General features: G+C 70.8%; 26 protein-coding genes. 15 read left to right on the top strand and 11 right to left on the bottom strand.

Annotated elements, in window-relative coordinates; genetic code table 11:
- The first annotated feature begins 93 nt into the window (after window positions 1–93).
- Complete coding sequence (gene clpS / locus E1202_RS06165) at window positions 94–387, top strand: ATP-dependent Clp protease adapter ClpS (protein ID WP_132625503.1); 294 nt, start codon at window positions 94–96, stop codon at window positions 385–387.
- Window positions 388–951 (top strand): DUF2017 domain-containing protein, encoded by a 564-nt coding sequence (locus tag E1202_RS06160; protein WP_132681584.1) that lies wholly within the window; start codon window positions 388–390, stop codon window positions 949–951.
- Window positions 952–1,019: 68 nt separating this feature from the next.
- Here E1202_RS06160 and E1202_RS06155 read toward each other — a convergent pair whose 3' ends face one another.
- The 4 genes from E1202_RS06155 to E1202_RS06140 are packed head-to-tail and all read right to left on the bottom strand — an operon-like array spanning window position 1,020 to window position 5,254.
- Entirely contained in the window at window positions 1,020–1,913 is an 894-nt protein-coding gene (locus E1202_RS06155) for a TAXI family TRAP transporter solute-binding subunit (RefSeq protein ID WP_132681583.1), read from the bottom strand.
- A complete protein-coding gene (locus E1202_RS06150) occupies window positions 1,913–3,259 on the bottom strand; it encodes a sensor histidine kinase (RefSeq protein WP_132681582.1) in 1,347 nt (448 codons plus the stop codon). Before E1202_RS06150 ends, E1202_RS06155 begins: the two co-directional genes overlap by 1 nt.
- On the bottom strand, window positions 3,252–3,956 hold the full coding sequence (locus E1202_RS06145) for a response regulator transcription factor (RefSeq protein WP_207918485.1): 705 nt from the start codon (window positions 3,954–3,956) through the stop codon (window positions 3,252–3,254). Before E1202_RS06145 ends, E1202_RS06150 begins: the two co-directional genes overlap by 8 nt.
- Window positions 3,956–5,254 carry an MFS transporter gene (locus E1202_RS06140; protein ID WP_132681581.1) on the bottom strand — a complete coding sequence of 433 codons (1,299 nt, stop codon included), beginning with the start codon at window positions 5,252–5,254 and terminating at the stop codon, window positions 3,956–3,958. Before E1202_RS06140 ends, E1202_RS06145 begins: the two co-directional genes overlap by 1 nt.
- A 115-nt stretch (window positions 5,255–5,369) precedes the next feature.
- Here E1202_RS06140 and E1202_RS06135 point away from each other — a divergent pair, with 115 nt between their 5' ends.
- From E1202_RS06135 to E1202_RS06120, 4 genes are all read left to right on the top strand, one after another.
- On the top strand, window positions 5,370–6,401 hold the full coding sequence (locus E1202_RS06135; protein ID WP_132681580.1) for a P1 family peptidase: 1,032 nt from the start codon (window positions 5,370–5,372) through the stop codon (window positions 6,399–6,401).
- A 102-nt stretch (window positions 6,402–6,503) separates the two neighbouring features.
- Window positions 6,504–6,959 (top strand): Mov34/MPN/PAD-1 family protein, encoded by a 456-nt coding sequence (locus E1202_RS06130; RefSeq protein ID WP_132679350.1) that lies wholly within the window; start codon window positions 6,504–6,506, stop codon window positions 6,957–6,959.
- A gap of 68 nt (window positions 6,960–7,027) precedes the next feature.
- Window positions 7,028–7,306, top strand: coding sequence for a MoaD family protein (locus E1202_RS06125; RefSeq protein WP_132679352.1), 279 nt, complete (start codon window positions 7,028–7,030; stop codon window positions 7,304–7,306).
- 14 nt (window positions 7,307–7,320) lie between these two features.
- Entirely contained in the window at window positions 7,321–8,271 is a 951-nt protein-coding gene (locus E1202_RS06120) for a PLP-dependent cysteine synthase family protein (RefSeq protein ID WP_132681579.1), read from the top strand.
- 172 nt (window positions 8,272–8,443) lie between these two features.
- On the opposite strand, the gene E1202_RS06115 is transcribed toward E1202_RS06120, so the two are convergent.
- Window positions 8,444–9,286 carry an SMP-30/gluconolactonase/LRE family protein gene (locus E1202_RS06115; RefSeq protein ID WP_132681578.1) on the bottom strand — a complete coding sequence of 281 codons (843 nt, stop codon included), beginning with the start codon at window positions 9,284–9,286 and terminating at the stop codon, window positions 8,444–8,446.
- Between the two features lie 178 nt (window positions 9,287–9,464).
- On the opposite strand from E1202_RS06115, the gene E1202_RS06110 reads away from it, so the two are divergent.
- The 6 genes from E1202_RS06110 to E1202_RS06085 all read left to right on the top strand — a co-directional run bounded on the left by E1202_RS06110 (window position 9,465) and on the right by E1202_RS06085 (window position 14,004).
- A complete protein-coding gene (locus E1202_RS06110; RefSeq protein ID WP_235877778.1) occupies window positions 9,465–10,106 on the top strand; it encodes a rhomboid family intramembrane serine protease in 642 nt (213 codons plus the stop codon).
- Window positions 10,103–10,918: a glutamate racemase gene (murI, locus tag E1202_RS06105; protein WP_132681577.1), complete on the top strand. Its 816-nt coding sequence runs from the start codon at window positions 10,103–10,105 to the stop codon at window positions 10,916–10,918. Before E1202_RS06110 ends, murI begins: the two co-directional genes overlap by 4 nt.
- The gene (locus tag E1202_RS06100) at window positions 10,915–11,685 is read left to right on the top strand and encodes an MBL fold metallo-hydrolase (protein ID WP_132681576.1); all 771 of its coding nucleotides are present in this window, start codon (window positions 10,915–10,917) and stop codon (window positions 11,683–11,685) included. The genes murI and E1202_RS06100 overlap by 4 nt, the downstream gene beginning before the upstream one ends.
- A gap of 145 nt (window positions 11,686–11,830) precedes the next feature.
- The gene (gene rph / locus E1202_RS06095; protein WP_132681575.1) at window positions 11,831–12,586 is read left to right on the top strand and encodes a ribonuclease PH; all 756 of its coding nucleotides are present in this window, start codon (window positions 11,831–11,833) and stop codon (window positions 12,584–12,586) included.
- Window positions 12,583–13,188, top strand: coding sequence for an RdgB/HAM1 family non-canonical purine NTP pyrophosphatase (rdgB, locus tag E1202_RS06090; protein WP_132681574.1), 606 nt, complete (start codon window positions 12,583–12,585; stop codon window positions 13,186–13,188). Before rph ends, rdgB begins: the two co-directional genes overlap by 4 nt.
- Window positions 13,189–13,245: 57 nt before the next feature.
- The gene (locus E1202_RS06085; protein ID WP_132681573.1) at window positions 13,246–14,004 is read left to right on the top strand and encodes a sulfite exporter TauE/SafE family protein; all 759 of its coding nucleotides are present in this window, start codon (window positions 13,246–13,248) and stop codon (window positions 14,002–14,004) included.
- 193 nt (window positions 14,005–14,197) lie between these two features.
- Here E1202_RS06085 and bcp read toward each other — a convergent pair whose 3' ends face one another.
- Both bcp and E1202_RS32520 read right to left on the bottom strand, forming a co-directional pair.
- Complete coding sequence (gene bcp, locus E1202_RS06080; RefSeq protein ID WP_132681572.1) at window positions 14,198–14,671, bottom strand: thioredoxin-dependent thiol peroxidase; 474 nt, start codon at window positions 14,669–14,671, stop codon at window positions 14,198–14,200.
- Window positions 14,672–14,702: 31 nt separating this feature from the next.
- A complete protein-coding gene (locus E1202_RS32520; RefSeq protein WP_268952295.1) occupies window positions 14,703–14,837 on the bottom strand; it encodes a hypothetical protein in 135 nt (44 codons plus the stop codon).
- 212 nt (window positions 14,838–15,049) lie between these two features.
- On the opposite strand from E1202_RS32520, the gene E1202_RS06075 reads away from it, so the two are divergent.
- On the top strand, window positions 15,050–16,783 hold the full coding sequence (locus tag E1202_RS06075) for a pyruvate dehydrogenase (protein ID WP_132681571.1): 1,734 nt from the start codon (window positions 15,050–15,052) through the stop codon (window positions 16,781–16,783).
- Window positions 16,784–16,994: 211 nt separating this feature from the next.
- Here the strand turns inward: E1202_RS06075 and E1202_RS32515 are convergent, their stop codons facing one another.
- Window positions 16,995–17,120 (bottom strand): hypothetical protein, encoded by a 126-nt coding sequence (locus tag E1202_RS32515; RefSeq protein ID WP_268952294.1) that lies wholly within the window; start codon window positions 17,118–17,120, stop codon window positions 16,995–16,997.
- 127 nt (window positions 17,121–17,247) lie between these two features.
- On the opposite strand from E1202_RS32515, the gene E1202_RS06070 reads away from it, so the two are divergent.
- Window positions 17,248–18,096, top strand: coding sequence for a helix-turn-helix domain-containing protein (locus E1202_RS06070; protein ID WP_235877776.1), 849 nt, complete (start codon window positions 17,248–17,250; stop codon window positions 18,094–18,096).
- Window positions 18,097–18,291: a DUF397 domain-containing protein gene (locus E1202_RS06065; protein WP_132681569.1), complete on the top strand. Its 195-nt coding sequence runs from the start codon at window positions 18,097–18,099 to the stop codon at window positions 18,289–18,291.
- Here E1202_RS06065 and E1202_RS06060 read toward each other — a convergent pair.
- The 3 genes from E1202_RS06060 to E1202_RS06050 all read right to left on the bottom strand — a co-directional run bounded on the left by E1202_RS06060 (window position 18,263) and on the right by E1202_RS06050 (window position 21,880).
- Complete coding sequence (locus E1202_RS06060; RefSeq protein ID WP_132681568.1) at window positions 18,263–19,825, bottom strand: PH domain-containing protein; 1,563 nt, start codon at window positions 19,823–19,825, stop codon at window positions 18,263–18,265. The genes E1202_RS06065 and E1202_RS06060 overlap by 29 nt on opposite strands.
- Window positions 19,822–20,319, bottom strand: a complete 498-nt coding sequence (locus E1202_RS06055) for a PH domain-containing protein (protein ID WP_132681567.1) — start codon at window positions 20,317–20,319, stop codon at window positions 19,822–19,824. The genes E1202_RS06060 and E1202_RS06055 overlap by 4 nt, the downstream gene beginning before the upstream one ends.
- A 64-nt stretch (window positions 20,320–20,383) precedes the next feature.
- A complete protein-coding gene (locus E1202_RS06050) occupies window positions 20,384–21,880 on the bottom strand; it encodes an ArnT family glycosyltransferase (RefSeq protein WP_132681566.1) in 1,497 nt (498 codons plus the stop codon).
- Between the last annotated feature and the right edge of the window lie 40 nt (window positions 21,881–21,920).

Raw genomic sequence — 21,920 nt, 5'->3', positions numbered from 1 at the left:
GCACGAGGAGCACGACCAGAGCTTCCTCCTGCCTTGTCACGATTTGTTCGTGCGGTGGGCACGGGTGTTAGGGGGTCGTGCGACGATGGGGGCATGACCTCGCCCGCTGAAATCGAGCGCGCGCAACTCGAGCAGGACGCCGAAGGCACGACGGACAAGCCGTGGGTGACCGTGGTCTGGAACGACCCGGTCAACCTCATGTCCTATGTGACCTACGTGCTCCAGAAGATCTTCGGGTACTCCCGGGATCACGCTACGAAGTTGATGCTGGACGTGCACCACAAGGGCAAGGCGGTGGTTTCCTCGGGTTCCAAGGAGAAGGTCGAGGGCGATGTGGCGAAGCTGCATTCCGCCGGCTTGTGGGCGACGATGCAGAAGGATTCGTGAGTGGACGGCTGGACCCGCAAGAACGGTCACGTGCAGGCCGAGCTCTCCCAGCAGGAGGCGGCCGTCATCCGCGGCCTGGTCGGGCAGATCAAGGACATGCTCACCGCCCGCGCCGACGAGGCCCCCAAGGATGAGCTCGCCGAGCTGACCGGCATCCGCACCGGACCGTCCACGCCCCCGGAGGACCGGGTGGTCGCGCGGTTGCTGCCCGACTTCTACCGGCGGGACCCGGTCACCGGGGACACCGACGAGGAGGAGACCGACGCCGCCGGCGCGATGCGTTCGCTGCACGAACCGGCGTTGCTGGAGGCCAAGACCGGCGCGGCCCAGCTCGTCCTGGAGACCTGCCCGCCGATGGGCGGCAAGGTCAAGCTCACCAGCGAGCAGGCCGACAACTGGCTGACCGCCCTCAACGACGTCCGCCTGGCGCTGGGCACGGCGCTGGACGTCGAGGACGACATGCCCGACGAGCTCCCCGAGGACGACCTCCGCCGCGAGCACCTCGGCGTCTACCAGTGGCTCACCTGGGTCCAGGACTCCCTCGTGGGAGCCCTCCTCGGCTGACACCGCGAGCTCGTGACGCGGAAACCGCTCAGGGGCAACCGACGTCGAGATCGTTCCCCACCGGCGTTCTAGCCGTGGAGGTCGCGGTAGGTGGTCGTGGCGCCGGGGTGGAGGGGGACCTCGCCGGTGCCGATGAGGTTGCGGACGTCCAGGAACTGGGTCCCCACGGTCTCGCGCGGCACCAGGAACGGAGCCCGGCGCACCAGCACCCGGACCACCGCCGCGGCGAGGTCATCGGGCAGGTTCGGGGTGCAGGCGAGGATGTTCGGGACGCCGATGGTGGCCGTCCCCGAGGTGTTCCGGTACGCGCCCGGGGGCACCTGGAGCTGGTCGCAGACGGGGGTGCAGCGGGCGGCCGCCGCGTTCAGCGGGAGCAGGCGGATCCCGATCCGGTCGTCGAGCGTCTTCAGCAGCGGAGTCGGAAGTCCGCCCGACCACAGGAAAGCCTCGATGCGGCCCTGCTCCAGCGACCGGACCGCCTCCAGCAGCGGGAGCATCTCGGTGCGCAGGTCGGGCCGGTCGGCGAACAGGCGCGCACCCATCAGCGCGGTACCGGACCTCGGGGCGCCGATGGACACCGAACGCAGCTCGGAGAGGTCGCGGACCGGGGAGTCGGCGGGCACCACGAGCTGCGTGTAGTTCTCGTAGACCCGGCCGACGGCCTGCAGCGGGACGTGCGGGCCGAGCTCTCCGGCGAGCGCGGCGTGCGCGGCGTCGGCCAGCACCATGCCCAGGTCGGCGCGGCCGTCGCGGAGCATCTCCAGGTTGTCCACGCTGCCCTGGCTGGGCAACACCACCGGGTGCACGTCGGGCTCGGCGGCGGCGATCTCGGCGCCGAGCAGCGTGCCGAAAGCCGTGTAGAAACCGCCGGGTTCGCCCGAGGCGATGCGCAGCTCGCGCACCGGCTCGGTGCGTCCGCACGCGGCCAGCAGGCCCAGTCCGAGGAACGCGCGCCGTCGCATCACCGCACCTCCGGCAGGTCGAGGTGCACGGTCAGCCCGTGCGGTGTCGTGCGCGCGATGCGCATCTCGCCGCCGTGCGCGGCCAGCAGCTGCCCGGCGATGGCCAGCCCGAGCCCGCTGCCGCGTCTGCCGCGGTGGTGATCGGCGCGCCAGAAGCGTTGCGCCGCAAGCGCGATCTCGTCGTCCGACAACCCTGGTCCGGTGTCGGCGACGGTGAGCGCGCGCCCGTCCCAGCTCACCTCGACCGAGGCGCCCGGTGCGTACTTCACCGCGTTGTCGAGCAGGACGTCCAGCACCTGCGCCAAGTCCTCAGTGGACAGCGCCACCCGCGCGCCCGCCGCCTCGGGTGCGGACAGCGAGATCCCGGCGTCCTCGGCCGCGGAGCGCCAGGCCTGCACCCGGTCGGCGATCGCCGCCGCCACGTCTCCCGGCTCGCCCGAGGCCGGTGCCTGGTCTGCGTTGGCCAGCGCCAGCAGCCGGTCCAGCAGCGCCTCCAGCCGGTCGACCTCGCCGACCGTGGAGCGGTAGGTCCGCTCGCCGCCGGGGGTGATGCGCCGCTCCAGCGCGTCGACCCGCAGCCGCAGCGCCGCCATCGGGTTGCGCAGCTGGTGCGAGGCGTCGGCGACCAGGCGTCGTTGCCGCTCGTCGGCCTCGGCCACCGCCTCCGACATGCGGTTGAACGACGCCGCCAGTTCCCGCAGCTCAGGCGGGCCCGCATCGACCGGGACCCGAGAACGCCGGGACCCCGCGCTGATCGCCCGCACCCCGGCGCCCAGATCGGCCAGCGGCCGCAGCACCCACCGGGCCAGCACCAGCGCGAGCAGCCCGCACACGACCAGCGCGGTCAGCGCACCCGCCGCGATCAGCGCCCAGTGCGCGGCGATGTCCGCGGTGGCCCGCCGCACGGAGGCCTCCAGCACGACCGCCCCGGTCACCCGCGTCCCGTCGCCGACCGGCCGGTAGCGGACCAGCTCCTCCCGCGACCACGGGCGCAGCCACTGCACCGCCCCGGCGGGCTCGTTGCGCAGGGCCTTGTCGATCGATCCGGCCACGTCGGCGGCGCGCACCCCGCCGGTCTCCACGACGGGTGCGCGGGCGGCGTCGACGACGACCAGGGGCTCGCCGTAGAGATCCGTGTAGCGGCGGGCCTCGGCGCGCAGCACGGCGGCGTCACCGGTGCCGAAGGCGTGATCGGCGAGCCCGGCGAAGCGGTCCAGGTCGGCGTTGCGGGCGAGCACCAGCTGCTGGGTGCGCTCGGCGGCGGTGGTGCGCAGCAGCGGCGCGGCGAAGCCGGCCACCGCCAGCACCGAGAACGTCAGCAGCACCAGCAGCAGCCGCTTACGCATCGTCGCCCAGCCGGTAGCCGAAGCCGCGGATGGTCATCAGCAGCTCCGGGCGGTCGAGCTTGGCGCGCACCTGCGCGATGTGCACGTCCAGCGACCGCGACACGGCCAGGTAGGCGTCGCCCCACACCTCGTCCATCAGCCGCTGCCTGCTCACCGCCGTGCCGGCTTCGGCGGCCAGGACCGCCAGGACGTCGAACTCCTTCGGGGTGAGCTCGACCTCGCGGTCGGCGACCTGCACGCGACGGGTCCGCAGGTCGATCCGCACGTCGGCGACCTCGACCTGATCGGAGCCGGGGGAGGGGCGCCTTCCGCGCCGGACGACGGCCTCGATGCGGGCCAGCAGCTCGGCCATCCGAACGGGTTTGACCAGGTAGTCGTCGGCGCCGGAGCGCAGCCCGCGCACGACCATCCGCTCCTCGCCGCGCGCGGTGAGCACGACGACCGGCACCGGGCCGATGCGCCTGAGCTTGCGCAGCACCTCCAGGCCGTCGGTGTCGGGCAGGCCGAGGTCGAGCAGCACCAGGTCGTGGTCGCGGTGCCGCAGCAGGGCGTCCGAACCGCGGCTGACGCGCGTCGTCCGGTGCCCGTGGGAGTCGAGGACGTCGACGAGCGCGTGGGCCACGCCGTCGTCGTCCTCGACGAGCAGAACCCGCACCGGCCACACCTCCGAGGGCAGAGTATGGCCGGTGCCGGTCATCAGCTCCCCATCCGGGAATCCTTCGAGGTCTCCCGCATCCGCAGGTAGACCAGCAGCGAGATCAGCACGCAACCGGAGACGTAGTAGAAGAACACGTTCTCCATGCCCGCCTGCTTGAGCCACAGCGCCACGAATTCCGAGGTGCCGCCGAAGATCGCCACGGTCAGCGCGTAGGGCAGACCGACGCCGAGGGCGCGGATGTTGGTCGGGAACAGCTCGGCCTTCACGATCGCGTTGATCGAGGTGTAGCCGGTGACGATGATCAGGCCGCCCATCATCAGCAGGAACGCGGCGAACGGGTCCTGCGTGCCGCCCAGCACCGTCATCAGCGGAACGGTCAGCAGCGTGCCGGTGACGCCGAAGAACATCAGCAGCTTGCGACGCCCGATCCGGTCCGACAGCGCACCCGCCAGCGGCTGCAGGACGCCGAAGGCCAGCAGCGCGAAGAAGTTGATCCACGCGGCCGTGGGCTTGTCGATGCCGCCCGTGTTGACCATGTATTTCTGCAGGTAGGTGGTGTAGGTGTAGAACGCCACCGTGCCGCCGAGGGTCAGGCCGACCACCAGCAGGCATTCCCTCGGGTACTGCAGCAGCGCCTTGACCGTGCCCTGCTCGGCACCGGACTCCGACGAGCTCTTGTAGCTCTCGGTCTCGTCCATGCCGCGCCGCAGCCACAGCACGACCAGCGCGCCGATGGCGCCGATGACGAACGGGATCCGCCAGCCCCAGGCGTCCATCTGGTCGCCGGTGAGGACCTGCTGGAGGATGATCTGCACGCCCAGCGCGACCAGCTGCCCGGACACCAGCGTCACGTACTGGAAGCTGGAGTAGAAACCGCGCTTGCCCTCGGTGGCGACCTCCGACAGGTAGGTCGCGGAGGTCGCGTACTCGCCCCCGACGGACAGGCCCTGCAGCAGGCGGGCGGCCACCAGCAGGAGCGGAGCGGCGAGGCCGATCGAGTCGTAGCCCGGGGTCAGCGCGATGATCAGCGAGCCGAACGCCATCAGCGTCACCGACAGGGTCAGCGCCGCGCGCCTGCCGAAGCGGTCGGCGTAGCGGCCCAGCATCCAGCCGCCCAGCGGGCGCATCAGGAATCCGACGGCGAACACGGCTGCTGTGTTGAGCAGCTGCGCGGTCGAGTCGCCCTTCGGGAAGAACGTCGCCGCGAAGTAGACGCTGAACGCCGTGTAGGCGTACCAGTCGTACCACTCGATGAGGTTCCCGATGGAACCTCGCACGACGTTGCCGATCACTCGGCGTTCGGAGCGCACCGCCACGTCGCGGTTTGCAGTCGTCATCTCAGGCCTCCAGGTCTTGCGAGCTGAGAAGTGACGATGAACAGGCGGAGACGGCAGGACAACGGCCGGCGGGCTTCCTTTACATCCGGCTAACCTGATCGACAGGAGGTGCGCGATGCCGTTGCCGCCGGGTGAACTGGACGCGCTGGTCGACGTGGAGGGCCTGCTGGTGGGCCACGACCAGCGGCTCGACGGGCACTGGGCGACCGGGGCGACCGCCGTGATCGCCCCCGGCGGTGCGACCGCGGCCGTCGACGTGCGCGGGGGAGGGCCGGGCACCCGCGAGACGGACGTGCTCGAACCCGGTCACCTCGTGCAGCGGGTGAACGGCGTGATGCTCGCGGGCGGCAGCGCCTACGGGCTCGCCGCCGCCGACGGCGCGATGCGCTGGCTCGGCGAGCGCGGCCACGGCGTCCCGGTCGGCGGACCCGGCCAGGTCGTGCCGGTGGTGCCCGCGGCGGTGATCTTCGACGTGCCGATGAACGACTGGGGCAACCGGCCCGACGCCGACTTCGGCTACCGGGCCTGCGACAACGCCAGCCGCACCGAGACCCGGCAGGGCAACGTCGGCGCCGGGACGGGAGCCGTGGTCGGGCCGGTCAAGGGCGGTGTGGGCACCGCCAGCGCCGTGCTGCCCGACGGCACCACCGTCGCCGCGCTGGTCGTGGTCAACGCCGCCGGATCGGCGATCGATCCCGACACCGGACTGCCCTGGACCCCCACGCCGGGGCTCCGCGCACCCGATTCTCACGAAGTGGAAGCGGCGCGCCCGCGTTACGAGGGGCGACCCGGTCGTCACGGACCCGTCGACCGGCCGCTCAACACCACCCTCGGCGTCGTGGCCACCGATCTGAAGCTGAGCAAGGCCGAGTGCGAGCGCCTGGCCGTGGCCGGTCACGACGCGCTGGCCCGCGCCGTCCGGCCCGCTCACCTGCTCGTCGACGGCGACACCGTGTTCGGCCTGGCCACGGGCACCGGCCACGCCCTCCCGGAGCCGGGGGAGCCCGGCTGGGCGGCGCGATTGGACCAGGTCAGCGCGGTGGCGGCCGAGGTCGTCGAGCGCGCCATCGTCCGCGGGATGCTCGAGGCCGAGCCGGTCGGGGAGGTGACGTGCTACACGCGCCTCTATCCCTCCGCGCGGGAATGAATCATCGTGGAACGTCGTTTGCCGAAACGACGAACCCGCACCGGTCCGCCCGCGGTTTCCAGATGCTGGGAGTCCGGTGCCCCACCTACTAGGATGGTTGCTGTGCTGGTGATCCGACGTGACCTCGTGGATGCGATGGTCGCGCATGCCCGACGGGACCACCCGGATGAGGCGTGCGGCGTGATTGCCGGACCGGAAGGGTCCGACCGTCCGGAACGCTTGATCGAAATGATCAACGCCGAGCGTTCGCCCACCTTCTACCGGTTCGACTCCGCCGAGCAGTTGAAGGTGTGGCGGGGCATGGACGCCGCCGATGAAGAGCCGGTGGTCATCTACCACTCGCACACCTCTACCGAGGCCTACCCGTCGCGCACCGACGTCTCCTACGCCTCGGAGCCCAACGCGCACTACGTGCTCGTGTCCACGCGGGACCCGCAGACCCATGAGCTGCGCTCCTACCGCATCCTCGATGGCCAGGTCACCGAGGAGCCGGTGGAGGTCGTGGAGTCGTACATGTTCGCCCACACCGGTAGCGACGAGGTTCCCGACCGCGACTGATCCGCGGCTCGCCCGAAGACCGTTGTTCGCGTTCCCTATGTAGTCCTTTGTGGACAGGAGGATTCCCCATGGCAGTCAACGTTTCCATCCCCACCATCCTGCGGACCCACACCGACGGGCAGAAGTCCGTGGAGGCCAAGGGCGACAACCTCGCCGCGGTGATCGACGACCTCGACGCCAACTACAACGGCCTCAAGGACCGCCTGGTCAAGGAGGGGAACCTGCACCGGTTCGTCAACGTCTACGTCAACGACGAGGACGTCCGCTTCGCCGGTGGCCTGGAAGCCCAGGTCGCCGACGGCGACAACGTCACCATCCTGCCGGCCGTCGCCGGCGGCATGAGCTGACGCGGGAGGACCCCGTGGCTCGATTCGACTCGCTGCTCGACGCGCTGGGTGAGACCCCGCTCGTCGGGCTGCCGCACCTCTCGCCCGCACCCGACGTGCGGTTGTGGGCGAAGCTGGAGGACCGCAACCCGACCGGCTCCATCAAGGACCGGGCGGCGTTGAACATGATCGAGGCCGCCGAGAAGGAAGGCCGGCTCACCACCGGCTGCACCATCCTCGAACCCACCTCGGGCAACACCGGCATCTCGCTGGCCATGGCCGCCAAGCTCAAGGGCTACGGCCTGGTCTGCGTGATGCCCGAGAACACCTCCGAGGAGCGGCGCCAGCTGCTGCAGGCGTACGGCGCGCGGATCATCTCCTCGCCCGCGGCCGGCGGGTCGAACCAGGCCGTGGCGATGGCCAAGGAACTGGCCGAGCAGAACCCCGACTGGGTCATGCTCTACCAGTACGGCAACGCCGCGAACGCCGACGCCCACTACAAGGGCACCGGGCCGGAGATCCTGCGGGATCTGCCGAGCATCACGCACTTCGTGGCCGGTCTCGGCACCACCGGGACCCTCGTGGGCGTGGGCCGGTACCTGCACGAGCACAAGCCCGGCGTTCAGGTCGTGGCCGCCGAACCCCGGTACGGCGAGCTCGTCTACGGGCTGCGGAACCTCGACGAGGGTTTCGTGCCCGAGCTCTACGATCCCGACGTGCTCTCGCGGCGGTTCTCCGTCGGCTCCTACGACGCCCTGCGCCGGACCCGGCAGCTGCTGGAGAACGAAGGCATCTTCGCCGGGATCTCCACCGGCGGGGTCCTGCACGCGGCCCTGACGATCGCCGAGAAGGCGGCCGCAGCCGGGGAGTCCGCGGACATCGCCTTCGTCGTCGCCGACGCCGGCTGGAAGTACCTCTCCACCGGCGCCTACAGCGGCACCATCGACGAAGCGGCCCAACGCCTCGAAGGCCAACTCTGGGCCTGACCCCCGCACACGAGAACCCCGCCTCCCCAAGGAGGCGGGGTTTTTGCTGGTCAGACCCCGGTGCACACCGCTCGACCCGGATTACCGCCGTAATCGGGGACCTGATTACGGCCGTTTTCGTGTCACCCCGGAGCCGGAGGTCGCGGTGGAGTCGGGGCTGGAGGTGGGGTGGTCAGCCTGTGAAGGCGAAGGCTCGGAGGCCTTCCGTGGTCGTGCGGAGGGTGAGGACCGTGCCGTCCGCGGTGGTGGGGGACGGGAGGTCCTCGCGGGCCGTGGTGATGTAGAGGTCCCGGAGGTCCTGGCCGCCGAAGCAGAGGTTGGTGGGGCGTTGAACCGGTAGCGGGATCGTCTCCGCGAGCTCGCCGCTGGGGGCGTAGCGGTGGAGCTCGCCCCTGTCGCGGACCGCCGTCCAGAGGGAGCCGTCGGAGGCCACCGCCAGGCCGGAGGGCTGGCCGCCGACCTCGCAGAGGGTGCGCCGGTCGCCCATCAGGCCCGCGTTGACGTCGAAGTCGAGGACCTCGATGCGGCTGGTGCCAGCGTCGGCGATGTAGAAGCGGGTGTCGTCAGGGCTGGTGGCCAGCCCGAGCCCGGCCTTGAGGTCCTTGATGATCACACCGGCCGAGCCGTCGGGGTTCACCCGCGCCAGCCAGCCGTCGCCGGACTCGTCCTCGCGCATCGTCGTGGCCCACAGCCGGCCCTTGCGGTCGATCATCGTGGCGCCGGCCCGCACGCCTTCGCGGGCCCAGTAGACCAGCCAGGTGCGCTGCTCGCCGTGGGCGTCGAACAGCGCGATGCCCTCCTGCAGGTGCAGCACCAGGCCGCCTCGGCTGCGGGGCTTCGCGCCACCGGTCTGCTGCTGCAACGTCATCGTCGCGTTCGCGTGGCCCGGGCGGTAGCGGTGCACCTCGCCCGCCCGCGGATCCGTCCACAGCAGGGTTTCGGTGCCCACGTCCCAGGTCGGCGCCTGTCCGGAACGCGCCGTCGCCTGCACTGCGATGTCGAGCTGGGCGTGCACACTTCACCTTTCGACCACCGGACGCAACGGGGCCGAACCTTACCGCGAAGATCATCCGATGGGTCCAGATGGCCGAAACCTCGATGATCCGAAACGCACTCGATGCTCAATCGCGGCGCGGTCGGAATCAGGGACGATCCCGATCCCCGGGGTCATTCCTGGCGCTACGCTCGAAGGCGTGACACGCCCGATGGAACGCCCACGTCCACGAGTGCTGCCCGCGAATCCGCTGCGGGCCGCGTTCGGCATGCTCGTCTTCATCGCGGTGCTGTTCGGCATCGAGTTCTACGACGTCGCGACGCCGGCGCCCAACCAGGCGATGGACCTCGACGCCAACGGCATCCTCCCGCGCACCGTCGACGGTCTCGACGGCATCCTCTGGGCGCCGATGCTGCACTTCGGCTGGCAGCACCTGATCAGCAACTCGCTGCCGCTGTTCGTGCTCGGCTGGCTGCTGCTCGCGGGCGGGATCCGCCAGTTCATCGGCGTCACCGCCGTGGTGTGGATCGTCGCCGGCGTCGGGACGTGGCTGATCGGCGCTCCCGGCTACCACGTCGGGGCCTCCGGCGTGATCTTCGGCTGGATGGTGTTCCTGCTGCTGCGCGGGTTCGCCCATCGCAGCATCGCCCAGATCCTGGTCGCCGTGGTGCTGTTCTTCTACTGGGGCGGCATGCTCTGGGGCGTGCTGCCGGGCCAGCCCGGCATCTCCTGGGAGGGCCACCTGTTCGGCGCGGTCGGCGGGGCGATGGCCACCTGGCTGGTGGCGCGCAGCACTAGGCGGCGGGTTCCGGGTGCCGAGCCTGGCACACTGACCGGGTGACCAACGCTCCGATCGGGATCTTCGATTCCGGCGTAGGCGGGCTGACCGTGAGCCGAGCGATCATGGACCAGCTGCCGGGTGAGACCGTCCACTACGTCGGTGACACCGCCAACGCCCCCTACGGGCCGATGCCGCTGGCCGAGATCCGCTCCCGCACCTTGGCGATCACCGACGCGATGGTCGACGAGGGCGTGAAGATGCTGGTCATCGCCTGCAACACCGCCTCGTCGGCCTGCTTGCGGGACGCCCGCGAGCGCTACTCCATCCCCGTGGTGGAGGTCGTGCTGCCCGCGGTCCGCAGGGCCGTGGCCACCACGCGCAACCGGCGCGTCGGCGTCATCGGCACCGACGCCACCATCCGCTCCCGCGCCTACGACGACGCCTTCACCGCCGCGCCGGACATCGAGCTGACCACGGCGGCCTGCCCGCGGTTCGCCGACTTCGTCGAGCGCGGCATCACCAGCGGCCGGCAGGTGCTGGGGCTCGCGCAGAACTACCTCGACCCGCTGCAGCAGGCAGGCGTCGACACCCTCGTGCTGGGGTGCACGCACTACCCGCTGCTGACCGGTGTGCTGCAACTCGCGATGGGCGAGCAGGTGACGCTGGTGTCCAGCGCGGAGGAGACCGCCAAGGACGTCGTCCGGGTGCTCACCGAGCAGGAACGGCTCGCCGAACCGGACAACCTGCCCGAGCACGAGTTCCGGGTCACCGGCGAACCCGAGCGCTTCGCCCGGTTGGCCCGTCGCTTTCTCGGTCCGGCTCCCTCGGCCGATGCCGTTCTGCCGCTTCGCGTGTCAGGCTCTGTCGCATGAAGCTGACGGTCCTCGGCTGCGCCGGGAGCATTCCCGGGCCAGACTCGCCCGCCTCCGGATACCTCCTGGAATCCGGTGACACCCGCATCGCGCTGGATCTGGGCAACGGCACGCTCGGAGCGATGCAGCGCTTCATCGACCCGTTCGACCTCGACGCGCTGTTCTTCAGCCACCTGCACCCCGACCACTGCGCCGACTTCGGCGCGCTGACGGTCTACCGGCGCTACCGGCCTCAGCCGCCGTACGACGCGCGCGCCCGGCGGCTGCCGGTGTTCGGCCCGGACAACGCCCCGGAACGGCTCGCCGCGCTGTACGCGCCCACGGCCGCCGAGCTCGCCGAGACCGACCTGTCCGACGTCTTCGACTTCCGCCCGGTCGGCGCCGAGCCGGTGACCGTCGGGCCGTTCACCATCCGCGCGGTCGAGGTCGCCCACCTGTGCCCGACCTGGGGATTCCGCGTCGAGGCCGAGGGGCGGGTGCTCGCCTACACGGGTGACACCGGGCCGTGCGGTCAGCTCGACGAGCTGGCTTCGGGTGCCCACGTGCTGCTCGCGGAGGCGTCCTGGGAGCACCACGAGGACGCGCCGATGAACGTCCACCTCTCCGGTCGTCAGGCCGCCGAGGTCGCCAAGACCGCGGCCGCCGAGCGGCTGCTGATCACCCACCTGGTGCCCTGGACCGACCACAGCGCCATCCACGCCGAGGCCAGCGCCACCTTCGACGGCCCCACCCAGCTCGTCCAGGCGGGCGCCACCTACGAGGTGTGAGGGAACTCGAACTTCGCGCGAAGTTCGAGGGCGAGATTGCGGACTCGAATTTCGCGCGAAAGTGGAACGGCTCCCTCGTCGCCGGGGCGTGCTGGTGGGCCGGGGCCTTCGACGGCCGGTCGGGGCCTGGGCTTAGGGTTGAGCCGTGGCTAGAGCGGATGGGCGTAGTGACGATCAGCTTCGCGATGTGAAGATCACGCGGGGATACCAGGACTGGCCTGCGGGTTCGGTGCTGGTGGAGTTCGGCCGTACCCGGGTGCTGTGCGCGGCCAGCGTGCAGGAGGGCGTTCCGCGCTGGCGGACCGGTTCCGGGCTGGGCTGGGTCACCGCCGAGTACGCGATGCTGCCCTCGGCGACCAACACGCGCGGCTCCCGCGAGTCGGTGAAGGGCCGCATCGGCGGCCGCACCCACGAGATCTCCCGGCTGATCGGCCGGTCCCTGCGCGCCTGCATCGACATGGCGGCGCTGGGCGAGAACACCATCACCCTGGACTGCGACGTGATCCAGGCCGACGGCGGAACCCGCACCGCCGCGATCACCGGCGCCTACGTGGCGCTGGCCGACGCGGTGACGTGGCTGGGCGCTGCCGGCCGGCTGTCCGACCCGAAGCCGCTGTCGTGCGCGATCCAGGCGGTCAGCGTGGGCGTCGTCGACGGCCGCGTGCGCCTGGACCTGCCCTACGAGGAGGACTCGCGCGCCGAGGTCGACATGAACGTGGTCGCCACCGACCACGGCACCCTGGTCGAGGTGCAGGGCACCGGTGAGGGCGCCACCTACACGCGGTCCACCATGGACAAGATGCTCGACTTCGCGCTGGCCGGGTGCGGTGAGCTCGCTCGGCTGCAGGAAGCCGCGCTCGCCGAGCCGTACCCGGGTGAGCTGCCCGGGGGCGCGGCATGAGCCGGTTGCTGCTGGCCACCCGCAACCAGAAGAAGCTGGTGGAGCTGCGCCGCATCCTCGAGGCCGAGGGCGTCACGGGCCTGGAGGTCGTGGGGCTGGCCGACGTGCCGGAGTTCCCGGAGGCGCCGGAGACCGGGGCCACCTTCGAGGACAACGCCCTCGCCAAGGCCGCCGACGCGGCGCGGGCCACGGGCCTGCCCGCGGTCGCCGACGACTCGGGCCTGGAGATCGACGCGCTCAACGGGATGCCGGGTGTGCTCTCGGCCCGCTGGGCCGGTGCGCACGGCGATGACCAGGCGAACCTCGACCTCGTGCTCGGCCAGATCAAGGACGTGCCGGACGAGCGGCGCGGTGGGGCGTTCGTCTCCGCCGCCGCGCTCGTGCTGCCCGACGGCGCCGAGACCGTGGTGCGCGGCGAGTGGCGCGGCACGATCATCCGGGAATCCCGGGGAGCCAACGGCTTCGGCTACGACCCGATCTTCGTTCCCGAGGGCGAGACCCGCACCAGCGCTGAGCTGTCCCCGGAGGAGAAGGACGCCGACTCGCACCGCGGCCGGGCCCTGCGCCTGCTGCTGCCGTCGCTGCGCGAACTCGCCGCTTGACGTGATGTCGCTCGCCCCGGTGGGGGTCTGACCGGGATGGCCGGTTAACTTCGGTGCGTGTTCACCGAGTGGTTTGAACTGGCCCTGCTCGTCGTCGTCGGCTTCCTGTCCGGCGCGGTGAACGCGGTGGCCGGTGGCGGTTCCCTGCTGGTGTTCCCGGCGCTGCTGGCGACCGGGATGCCGCCGCTGGTGGCCAACGTGACCAACTCGGTGGCGCAGGGGCCGGGTTTCGTGGGCGCGGCGGTCAGCCAGCGCGACGACCTCACCGGCAGTCCGCGCAGGCTGTGGACCACCTCGATCGCGGCGTGCGTGGGGTCGGCGGTCGGCTGCGCGCTGCTGATGGTGCTGCCGGGCGAGGTCTTCGACGCCGTGGTCCCCGCGCTGGTCGGGCTGTCGGCGGTGCTGATGGCCTTCCAGAACACCATCCGCAAGTGGCTCGGTTCACCTGCCGAGGGTGCCCCGGACCGCACGGTGCTGCTCACCGCCGGGGTCTTCCTCGCCTCGATCTACGGCGGGTACTTCGGCGGAGCGCGCAGCGTCATCCTGATCGCGATCCTGGTGCTGGCCGCGACCGACAGCATGCGCAGGCTCAACGCGCTCAAGAGCTGGCTGGGCATGATCGGCAGCGCCGCCACCCTCGTCGTCTACGCGCTCGTCGCTCCGGTGGACTGGGTCGCGGTGGCGATGCTGGTGCCCACCACGGTCATCGGCGGCTACGCGGGCGGCAAGCTCGCCCAGCGCCTGCCCTCGACCCTGCTCCGCTACCTGGTCGTGGTCATCGCAGCAGGCGTCGCCATCTACATGGTCTTGGACTGATCCGGTGGGCGGCGGCAGCCGCCGTTTCAAGTGCGGGACTCCACTCGCACCGCCGCGGGTTCTCAGACGTCGTCTGGGGATGACAGCCGAAGCGCCGTGCATTGGTCATACACAAGTTTCGGATCCCGGAGCCAGACGGCGTCTGAGGTTCCGCTGCCCCCGCTGAGCAAGGTGATCGCTCTGCGGAAGGGGATCAGGCGCCGATCTCCTTGCGGAGTCGGTCGACGTGGCCGGTGGCCTTGACGTTGTAGAGGGCCTTGGCGATCTTGCCGTCGGGGTCGACGACGAAGGTCGAGCGGATGACGCCCTGCACGACCTTGCCGTAGTTCTTCTTCTCGCCGAAGGCGCCCCACGCGGTCATGACGGCGCGGTCCTCGTCGGACAGCAGCGGGAACGTGAGCCCCTCGGCGTCGCGGAACTTCGCGAGCTTCGCCGGCTTGTCCGGGGAGATGCCCAGCACGTCGAAACCGGCCTCGTTGAGCTCGGCGAGGCTGTCGCGGAAGTCGCACGCCTCCTTGGTGCAGCCCGGGGTGCTCGCGGCGGGGTAGAAGTAGACGACCACCGAGCGGCCGCGGAAATCGCTCAGCGAGACGGTGTTGCCGTCGGCGTCCGGCAGCGAGAACTCGGGCGCGGCGTCGCCGTCGGAGAGTCGGTTCTGTTCGCTCATGCCCGCGACGCTAGCTGATGGGCCGGACGGCTCATCCGGGCAGCGCCGCACCGCCCGCGGCGGGAGTGAGCTGAGACACCTGCTCGATGATGGCCGGGTGCGCCGGCTGCTGCTGGGCGACGAGGAATCCGCCGAGGATCAGTCCGGCCAGCGCCGAAGTGGTCACGGCAATGGCGCACCTTGTGTAGACGCGGACGGACACCGTCGAAATTCCTTTCGCAGAGCGGGAAATCCGCGTTCGAGGCGGACATGGTGGTGATCGCCGGTATCGCGCGGATCGTTACCCGTGTCGCTCGATCGGGCTACCGGGTTGCGGGGGTGGTGCCCCGGGCGTAGACGGGAGGTGGCCCATTCGATCGTGGTTCACGGAGGAAGCGCATGCCGACCGTCGCCGAACAGTTCATCGAAGTCCTCGTGCAGGCCGGTGTGAAGCGCATCTACGGGATCGTCGGCGACAGCCTCAACCCGGTGGTCGACGCCGTCCGCCGGACCGAGGGCATCGAGTGGGTGCACACCCGGCACGAGGAGGCGGCCGCGTTCGCCGCGGGGGCCGAAGCGCAGGTCACCGGCCGGCTCGCGGTGTGCGCGGGCAGTTGCGGTCCGGGCAACCTGCACCTGATCAACGGGCTCTACGACGCGCACCGCAGCGGTGCGCCGGTGCTGGCGCTGGCCTCGCACATCCCGTCGGCGCAGATCGGCACCGGGTTCTTCCAGGAGACGCACCCGGAGGAGCTGTTCAACGAGTGCAGCCACTTCTGCGAGATGCTCTCCCAGTCCGAGCAGATGCCGCGGCTGCTGCGCTCGGCGATCCAGACCGCGGTCGGTCGTCGCGGGGTGTCGGTGCTGGTGCTGCCGGGTGACGTGGCCGAGGAGTCGGCGGCCAAGCCGACCGGCCACGGCGTGGTCGACTGGGATCCGCCGACGCTGCTGCCCTCGGCCGAGCAGGTCGCGGCGCTGGCCGACAAGATCAACCGAGCCGAGCGGCCGATGATGTTCTGCGGAGCGGGTTCTCGTGGTGCGCACGCCGATGTGATGGAGCTCGCGGAGAAGATCAAGGCGCCGGTCGGGCACGCGCTGCGCGGCAAGGAGTGGATCCAGTACGACAACCCCTACGACGTCGGCATGAGCGGGCTGCTGGGCTACGGCGCGTGCCACGAGGCGATGCACAAGGCCGACCTGGTGCTGCTGATGGGCACCGACTTCCCGTACGACAACTTCCTGCCGCAGGCCAACACGGTGCAGGTCGACATCGAGCCCACGCACCTGGGCCGCCGCACGGTGCTGGACCTGGCGGTGCACGGCGACGTCGCCGAGACGATCCGCGCGGTGCTGCCGAAGGTCAGCGCCAAGACCGACCGCTCCTACCTGGACCGGATGCTGCGCGAGCACGCCGGCCAGCTGGAGAAGGTCGTCGACGCCTACACCCGCAACGTCGAGTCGCAGGTGCCCGTCCACCCCGAGTACGTCGCCGACGTGCTGGACGACCTGGCCGCCGACGACGCGGTGTTCACAGTGGACACCGGGATGTGCAACGTGTGGGCGGCCCGCTACATCACTCCCAACGGGCGCCGCCGGGTGCTCGGGTCGTTCGTGCACGGGTCGATGGCCAACGCGCTGCCGCAGGCCATCGGCGCGCAGCTGGCCGCGCCGGACCGCCAGGTGGTGTCGATGTCCGGTGACGGCGGGCTGGCGATGCTGCTGGGCGACCTGCTGAGCCTGCGGACGCACCGGCTGCCGGTGAAGACCGTGGTGTTCAACAACTCGTCGCTGGGCATGGTCAAGCTGGAGATGCTGGTCGACGGGATGCCGGACTTCGGCACCGACCACGACAGCGTCGACTTCGCCGCGATCGCCCGCGCGGCCGGGATCAACTCGGTCCGGGTCGAGAAGCCCGGCGAGGTCCGCGACGCGCTCGCCGACGCGCTGTCGCGCCCGGGTCCGGCCCTGGTGGACGTGGTGACCGACCCGAACGCGCTGTCCCTGCCGCCGCACATCACCGGCGAGCAGGTCAAGGGCTTCGCCCTCGCCGTCAGCCGCACGGTCCTCTCAGGAGGCGTCGGGAAAATGGTGCAGCTGGCCCGGAGCAACCTCCGCAACGTGCCCAGGCCCTGACACGTTGTGGAGATCCGTGGTCTTTCTGCTTTACGGTGCGGGTAGCGGAACCTGAGACGCCGCCTGGACTCCGTGCGCCACTCCTGATGTATGCCGATGCACGGCGTCGCGGCGTACTCGCCAGGCGACGTCTCAGAACCCGCGGCGGTGCCGGTTGCTGGGGTGGTCTCCACGCCTCGCGGCTGCGCCGCTTGCGGGCTCCGGACTGCCGTCAGTCGCGGTTGCGGGGGGTGAGGCGGCCCGCTCTGAGCCAGAGCAGCAGGCCCATTCCGAAGAACACGGCCCAGACCAGCACGGACACGACCATCAGCAGGTACACGTGGAATGTCACCCCCATGACGTGGCTGTCCGGCCCTCCGCTCGGACCGCTACGACAAGCATCCCGCCGCAGAAGCTTCCCGTGAAGATGTCGTACGGGTGATCGGGATGTGACTCCTTGTGGTGGGCCGGGCAGGATGGGGGCCATGACAGTCAGTCCCACGGTTCGTCGCCGCAGGCTGGCCGCCGAATTGCGCAGACTGCGCGCGCATTCGGAGGTCACCCAGCAGCAGGCGGCCACCCACCTCGGTTGCACCCAGGCGAAGATCGGCCGCTTCGAGACCGCGAAGAGATCACCGTCGGTCGGCGACGTGTCCGCGTTGCTGGACTTCTACGAGGTGGACAACGCCGAGCGCGAGCAGTTGATCAACCTGGCGCGCGACGCCCGCAAGCGCGGCTGGTGGCACTCCTACAGCGACGTGCTGCCCGAGTGGTACGAGACCTACGTGGGTCTCGAGGCGGAGGCGTCCAGCATCCACACCTACGAGTCCGAAGCGATCCCCGGGTTGCTGCAGACGCGTGAATACGCCTACGCCATCACCAAATCCACGCTCATCCGCGCGCACGACGCGGAGATCGGCCGGCGCGTGGACCTGCGGATCCAGCGGCAGGAGCGGGTCACCGGCGACAACCCGCTGGAGCTGTGGGCGGTGGTCGGCGAGGCCGCGCTGCGCCGTCCCGTCGGCGGTGACGGCGTGCTGCGCAGGCAGCTGGAGCACATCCTCAAGCTGGGCCAGCTGCCGAACGTGACGTTGCAGGTGATGCCGCTGGACGCCGGAGCGCATCCGGCGCAGGCGGGCCCGTTCGTGATCCTGCGCTACTCCAACCACATTGACCCGGACGTGGTCTACCTGGAGACCCATGTGGGTGGGCTGTACCTGGAGCGCGAGATCGAGCTGACGAACTACGCCACGATGATGGACCATCTGAGAGCGCATGCGGTAGACCCGGAAGGTTCGGTCGATTTCATCCAACAACGCATAGGAGAGCTTTAGATGGCGGAAATATCCGGCTGGCGCACCAGTTCCCGCTCGCAGGGGCAGGGCCAGTGCGTCGAGGTCGGCTTCGGGTCCGATCACGTGGGTGTGCGGGACACCAAGAACCGGGGGGCGGGGCGCATCGAGTTCGCCTCGCAGTCGTGGCAGGAGTTCGTCGGCGGCCTCAAGAGCGGCCGTTTCGACCTGGACTGAACCAGAGGGGAGCGCGCTGACTCGGGGGGCGCTCCCCGCCAGTACTCGAAACCTGTTCCGCCGCAGCGCGTTCCAGGAAGGGTGCGAGCAGGCCCGGGACGGCTTCGTCGGCCAGAGCCAGGCCGTCTCCGGTGCGGACGTCGTAGATCCGGTAGAGGCTCGACCCGGCCGCCGTGGTCGCGCCGACGGTCATCAGGTCCGAGCGGCGCTGGAACACCGTGCGGGAGAGCCGCCAGCCGATGATGTTCTCGCGTTGCAGCGCGACGGTGCGGCGAACCGCGCTTCCGTTGCGCGCCACCAGGTATCGATCGTCCATCGCGTGCCCGAGAGTGCGGTGGGCGTCGACGGCGAAGCCCAGGCCCGCTAGCAGCGCGAGCACCACGAGGACGACGGCGAAGGCGACCGGGATCCAGCCCAGCACCGCCGGGACCGCCACCACGACCGCGACCGCCAGGGCGCACAGCAGCGCCCAGCCGATCCGGCGCCGCAGCGCGGCCCTCGGGTGCGGGGTGAGCGCGATGTCGAAGGGCTGATCGCGCAGCACCGCCGCAGCGACCCGCCAGGCCTCCGCGCGGGGAGCGGGCGGCAGCAGGACCTTGCTGTCCGGCTGCTTGGTGTCCTGCTTCTGCTCCTGCAGGCCGGTGGCCACCGCCGCGAGCTTGGCGCCGCCGGCCAGCCGCAGCGGCAGCGGTTCGCACAGCTCGACGCCGCGCAACCTGCGCTCCTCCAGCGACAGCGACCGGGTGGTGAGCAGGCCGCGCTTGACGCGCAGGGTGCCCGGTTCGCGGGTGAGCCGGAAGCCCCACCACATCTCCAGCGACAGCAGGAACGCCCCGATCACGCCGATGACCAGCGCCATCGCGGCCACCACGAGCGCGAACGCCACGATGCCCAGCGAGGTGACGGCGCTCCCGAGCGCGTCGAAGACGCCCCACTTGCGCAGCAGCTGGTCGAAGGAGCCGACCGCCGATCCGATGGCGCCCCAGACCACGAGCATCAGCGACACGGTCAGCGCCGAGTAACCGAGCCATTTCGGTTCGAGCCGCGACAGCACGCCCTCGTCCGGTGATTCCTCCACAGTGGACCCGCCGAGGGTCATGTCGCGGCGCAGCGCCTCGGCCGCCGAGCGCGTGATCGACTGCAGCCGGATGGTGGCCTCGGTGCCCTGCGCTCCGGTGCTGATCTTCACCGTGGTGAGGGCGAACAGCCGCTCGTGCGGCGCCGCGGTCAGGTCCACGGTGCGGATGCGGTCGCGCGCGAGGGACCGGTGGTTGCGGAACAGCCCGCCGAGCTGCTGCTCGAAGCGCTCCTCGGTGATCCGGTACCGGTAGAACACCCACTGGTAGGTGGCGGCGCCCGCGACGAGGAGCGCCGTCCCCAGGCCGATCAGGAACGTGATGAGCACCGGCGTGGTCCCGGCACCGGCGATGACCATGACCAGCAGCGTGGCCAGCGCGGGCGCGGCCACGACCGCTCCCGCCGCCGGGATCGACTTCGCGTCCAGCCGGCGCCACTGCCCGTCGACGGCGCTCACGTCGCGTCCCCCGGCGTCGCCTGGGTCGCGGTGGTGAGCTGCTCGACGACGGCCGCCGCCTGCTCGCGGTCCATGCCGTCGATGTTCAGCGGTCCGGCCGCCGACGCGGTGGTGACGGTGACGCTGGAGAGGTCGAACAGCTGCTGGAGCGGTCCGCGCACGGTGTCGACGGTCTGGATCCGCGACATCGGCGCGATCCGCCACTCCTGCCGCAGCCAGCCCGCCGAGGTGTAGACGGCGTCGTCGGTGATCTCCCACCGGTGCACCCGGTAGCGCCACTGCGGCATGACCGCGGTGTAGACCGCACCGAGCACGGCGATCAGCACCGCGGGCAGCAGCAGCCAGAAGCGGGCCGGTGCGATGAGGATCCCCAGCACCACGAGCACGATCACCGGCGGCAGCAGCAGCGCCAGGGCCTGCGCCGTCCACCAGGCGACCGCCCGGCGTTCCACCCGGTTGCGCGGCGGGCGGAGCCGCACTCCGTCTTCAGGCATCGTCGAGGCCCCTTTCGTGGGCTGTTCCCCAGATTGTGTCGAATCGTTGGCGGGCCCGTGCGGTTCAGAGGGATTTCAGCGCGGGCCAGATCGTCGACCAGGGCTGGGTCTTGCCGGTGGCGACCCAGCCCTTGAGGTTCTCGCCCGGGGTCGCGAGCCGGATGTCGGTGAAGTACGGCCGGAGCTCCTCGGCGTCGCGTCCGTAGTAGACGATCGTGTCGATCTCGTCGGACGGTGCGTCGAAGTAGCCGTAGCCGCGGTGCGGGCTGAACACCTCGGGCAGCGGGTGGTGCTCGCCGCCGACTTCGAGCATCGCGGCGGAGACGTAGTTCTCGCCGACCACCGCCGTGCGGGTGCGCTGCTCGGCGGGCAGCGACAGGTAGGCGCGGGAGACGTCCTGGGCGATGGCGTCGCTGATCCGGTCGCTGTCGATCCGGGTGAGCGCCGCCGAGAACTCCCGGTTGATCGAGTTGCCGGAGTAGATCAGCATCCCGGCGGTGACCAGCGAGAGCGCGTAGACGGGCCAAGCCGCCCACCCCCAGCGGGGCGGCTTGGCCTCCCTGCGCCGCTGCAAGCCCACCGTCGCCGCCGCGATCGGCAGGCCGTACATCCCGATCAGGTAGTAAGGCCGGCCGGCGGTGACGACGAAGAAGACCCACAGCAGGATCATGGCGACCGCGAACATCCGGTACGGGCGCAGCCACGACCTGCTCAGCAGCAGCCACAGCCCGGCCAGCACCAGCGCGGTCCCGAGCACCCCGGCGTAGAGGACGAGCTGCACGGCGGTCCCGCCGCGACCGCCCGAGAGCATCGGGGATTCCTGCGCGACGATCGACGACATCGCCAGCTGCGGCCACCCGTGCAGCGCCTGCCAGATCAGCGCCGGCGAACCGATCAGCAGCGCGATCCCCGCGCCCGCCCACAGCAGGGGCCGGGTCAGCACGGCTCGCGGGCCCACCGCCAGGGCGCTGACCAGCAGTGCCGCGCAGAGGATCACGACCTGGAACTTCAGCTGCAGGTTGATGCCCAGCAGCACCCCGAACACCAGCAGCAGCCGGTCGTCGGCGACGCCCTGCGCGTGCTGCCGGAGCCAGCGCACCAGCGGCAGCAGCAGCGCCGCCCACAGCAGCGGCTCGAAGGTGTAGGGCGCCACCCAGTGCCCGATCAGGTTGCTCCACAGCCCGGTCGCGCCGGCGAACGCCGCGATGGTCTGCGCGCGGCGGTCGGCCCCCAGCTCCCGGGCCAGCAGCGCGATCAGCACCACCGCACCGCCGGAGGCGAGCGCGGCAGGAAGCCGGAGCACGAACATCGAATCCGGCGCGATGAAGTCCATCGCGGCGGCGATCATCGGCGTCAGCGGCGGCTGGTCGGCGTATCCCCAGTCCGGGTTGAACTTCCCGGCCGCGAGCATGTAGACCTCGTCGATCCAGTAGTCCCCGAAGGCGCCCGCGATCGCGTGCGCCAGGGCGAGGACGCCGGCGATGCCGAGCACCGGCCACGTCGCCTGCGGGTGCAGCGTCCGCGGCGCTCTGCGCCGGGTGTGCGGTTCATCGATGAGCATGAATTCCCCCCCAGGAATCGGTGTGCCACCAGTCAACCCC

The sequence above is a fragment of the Saccharopolyspora karakumensis genome, assembly GCF_004349225.1.
Taxonomy (GTDB): Bacteria; Actinomycetota; Actinomycetes; order Mycobacteriales; family Pseudonocardiaceae; genus Saccharopolyspora; species Saccharopolyspora endophytica.
This window is presented reverse-complemented; position numbering and strand designations above follow the sequence as displayed.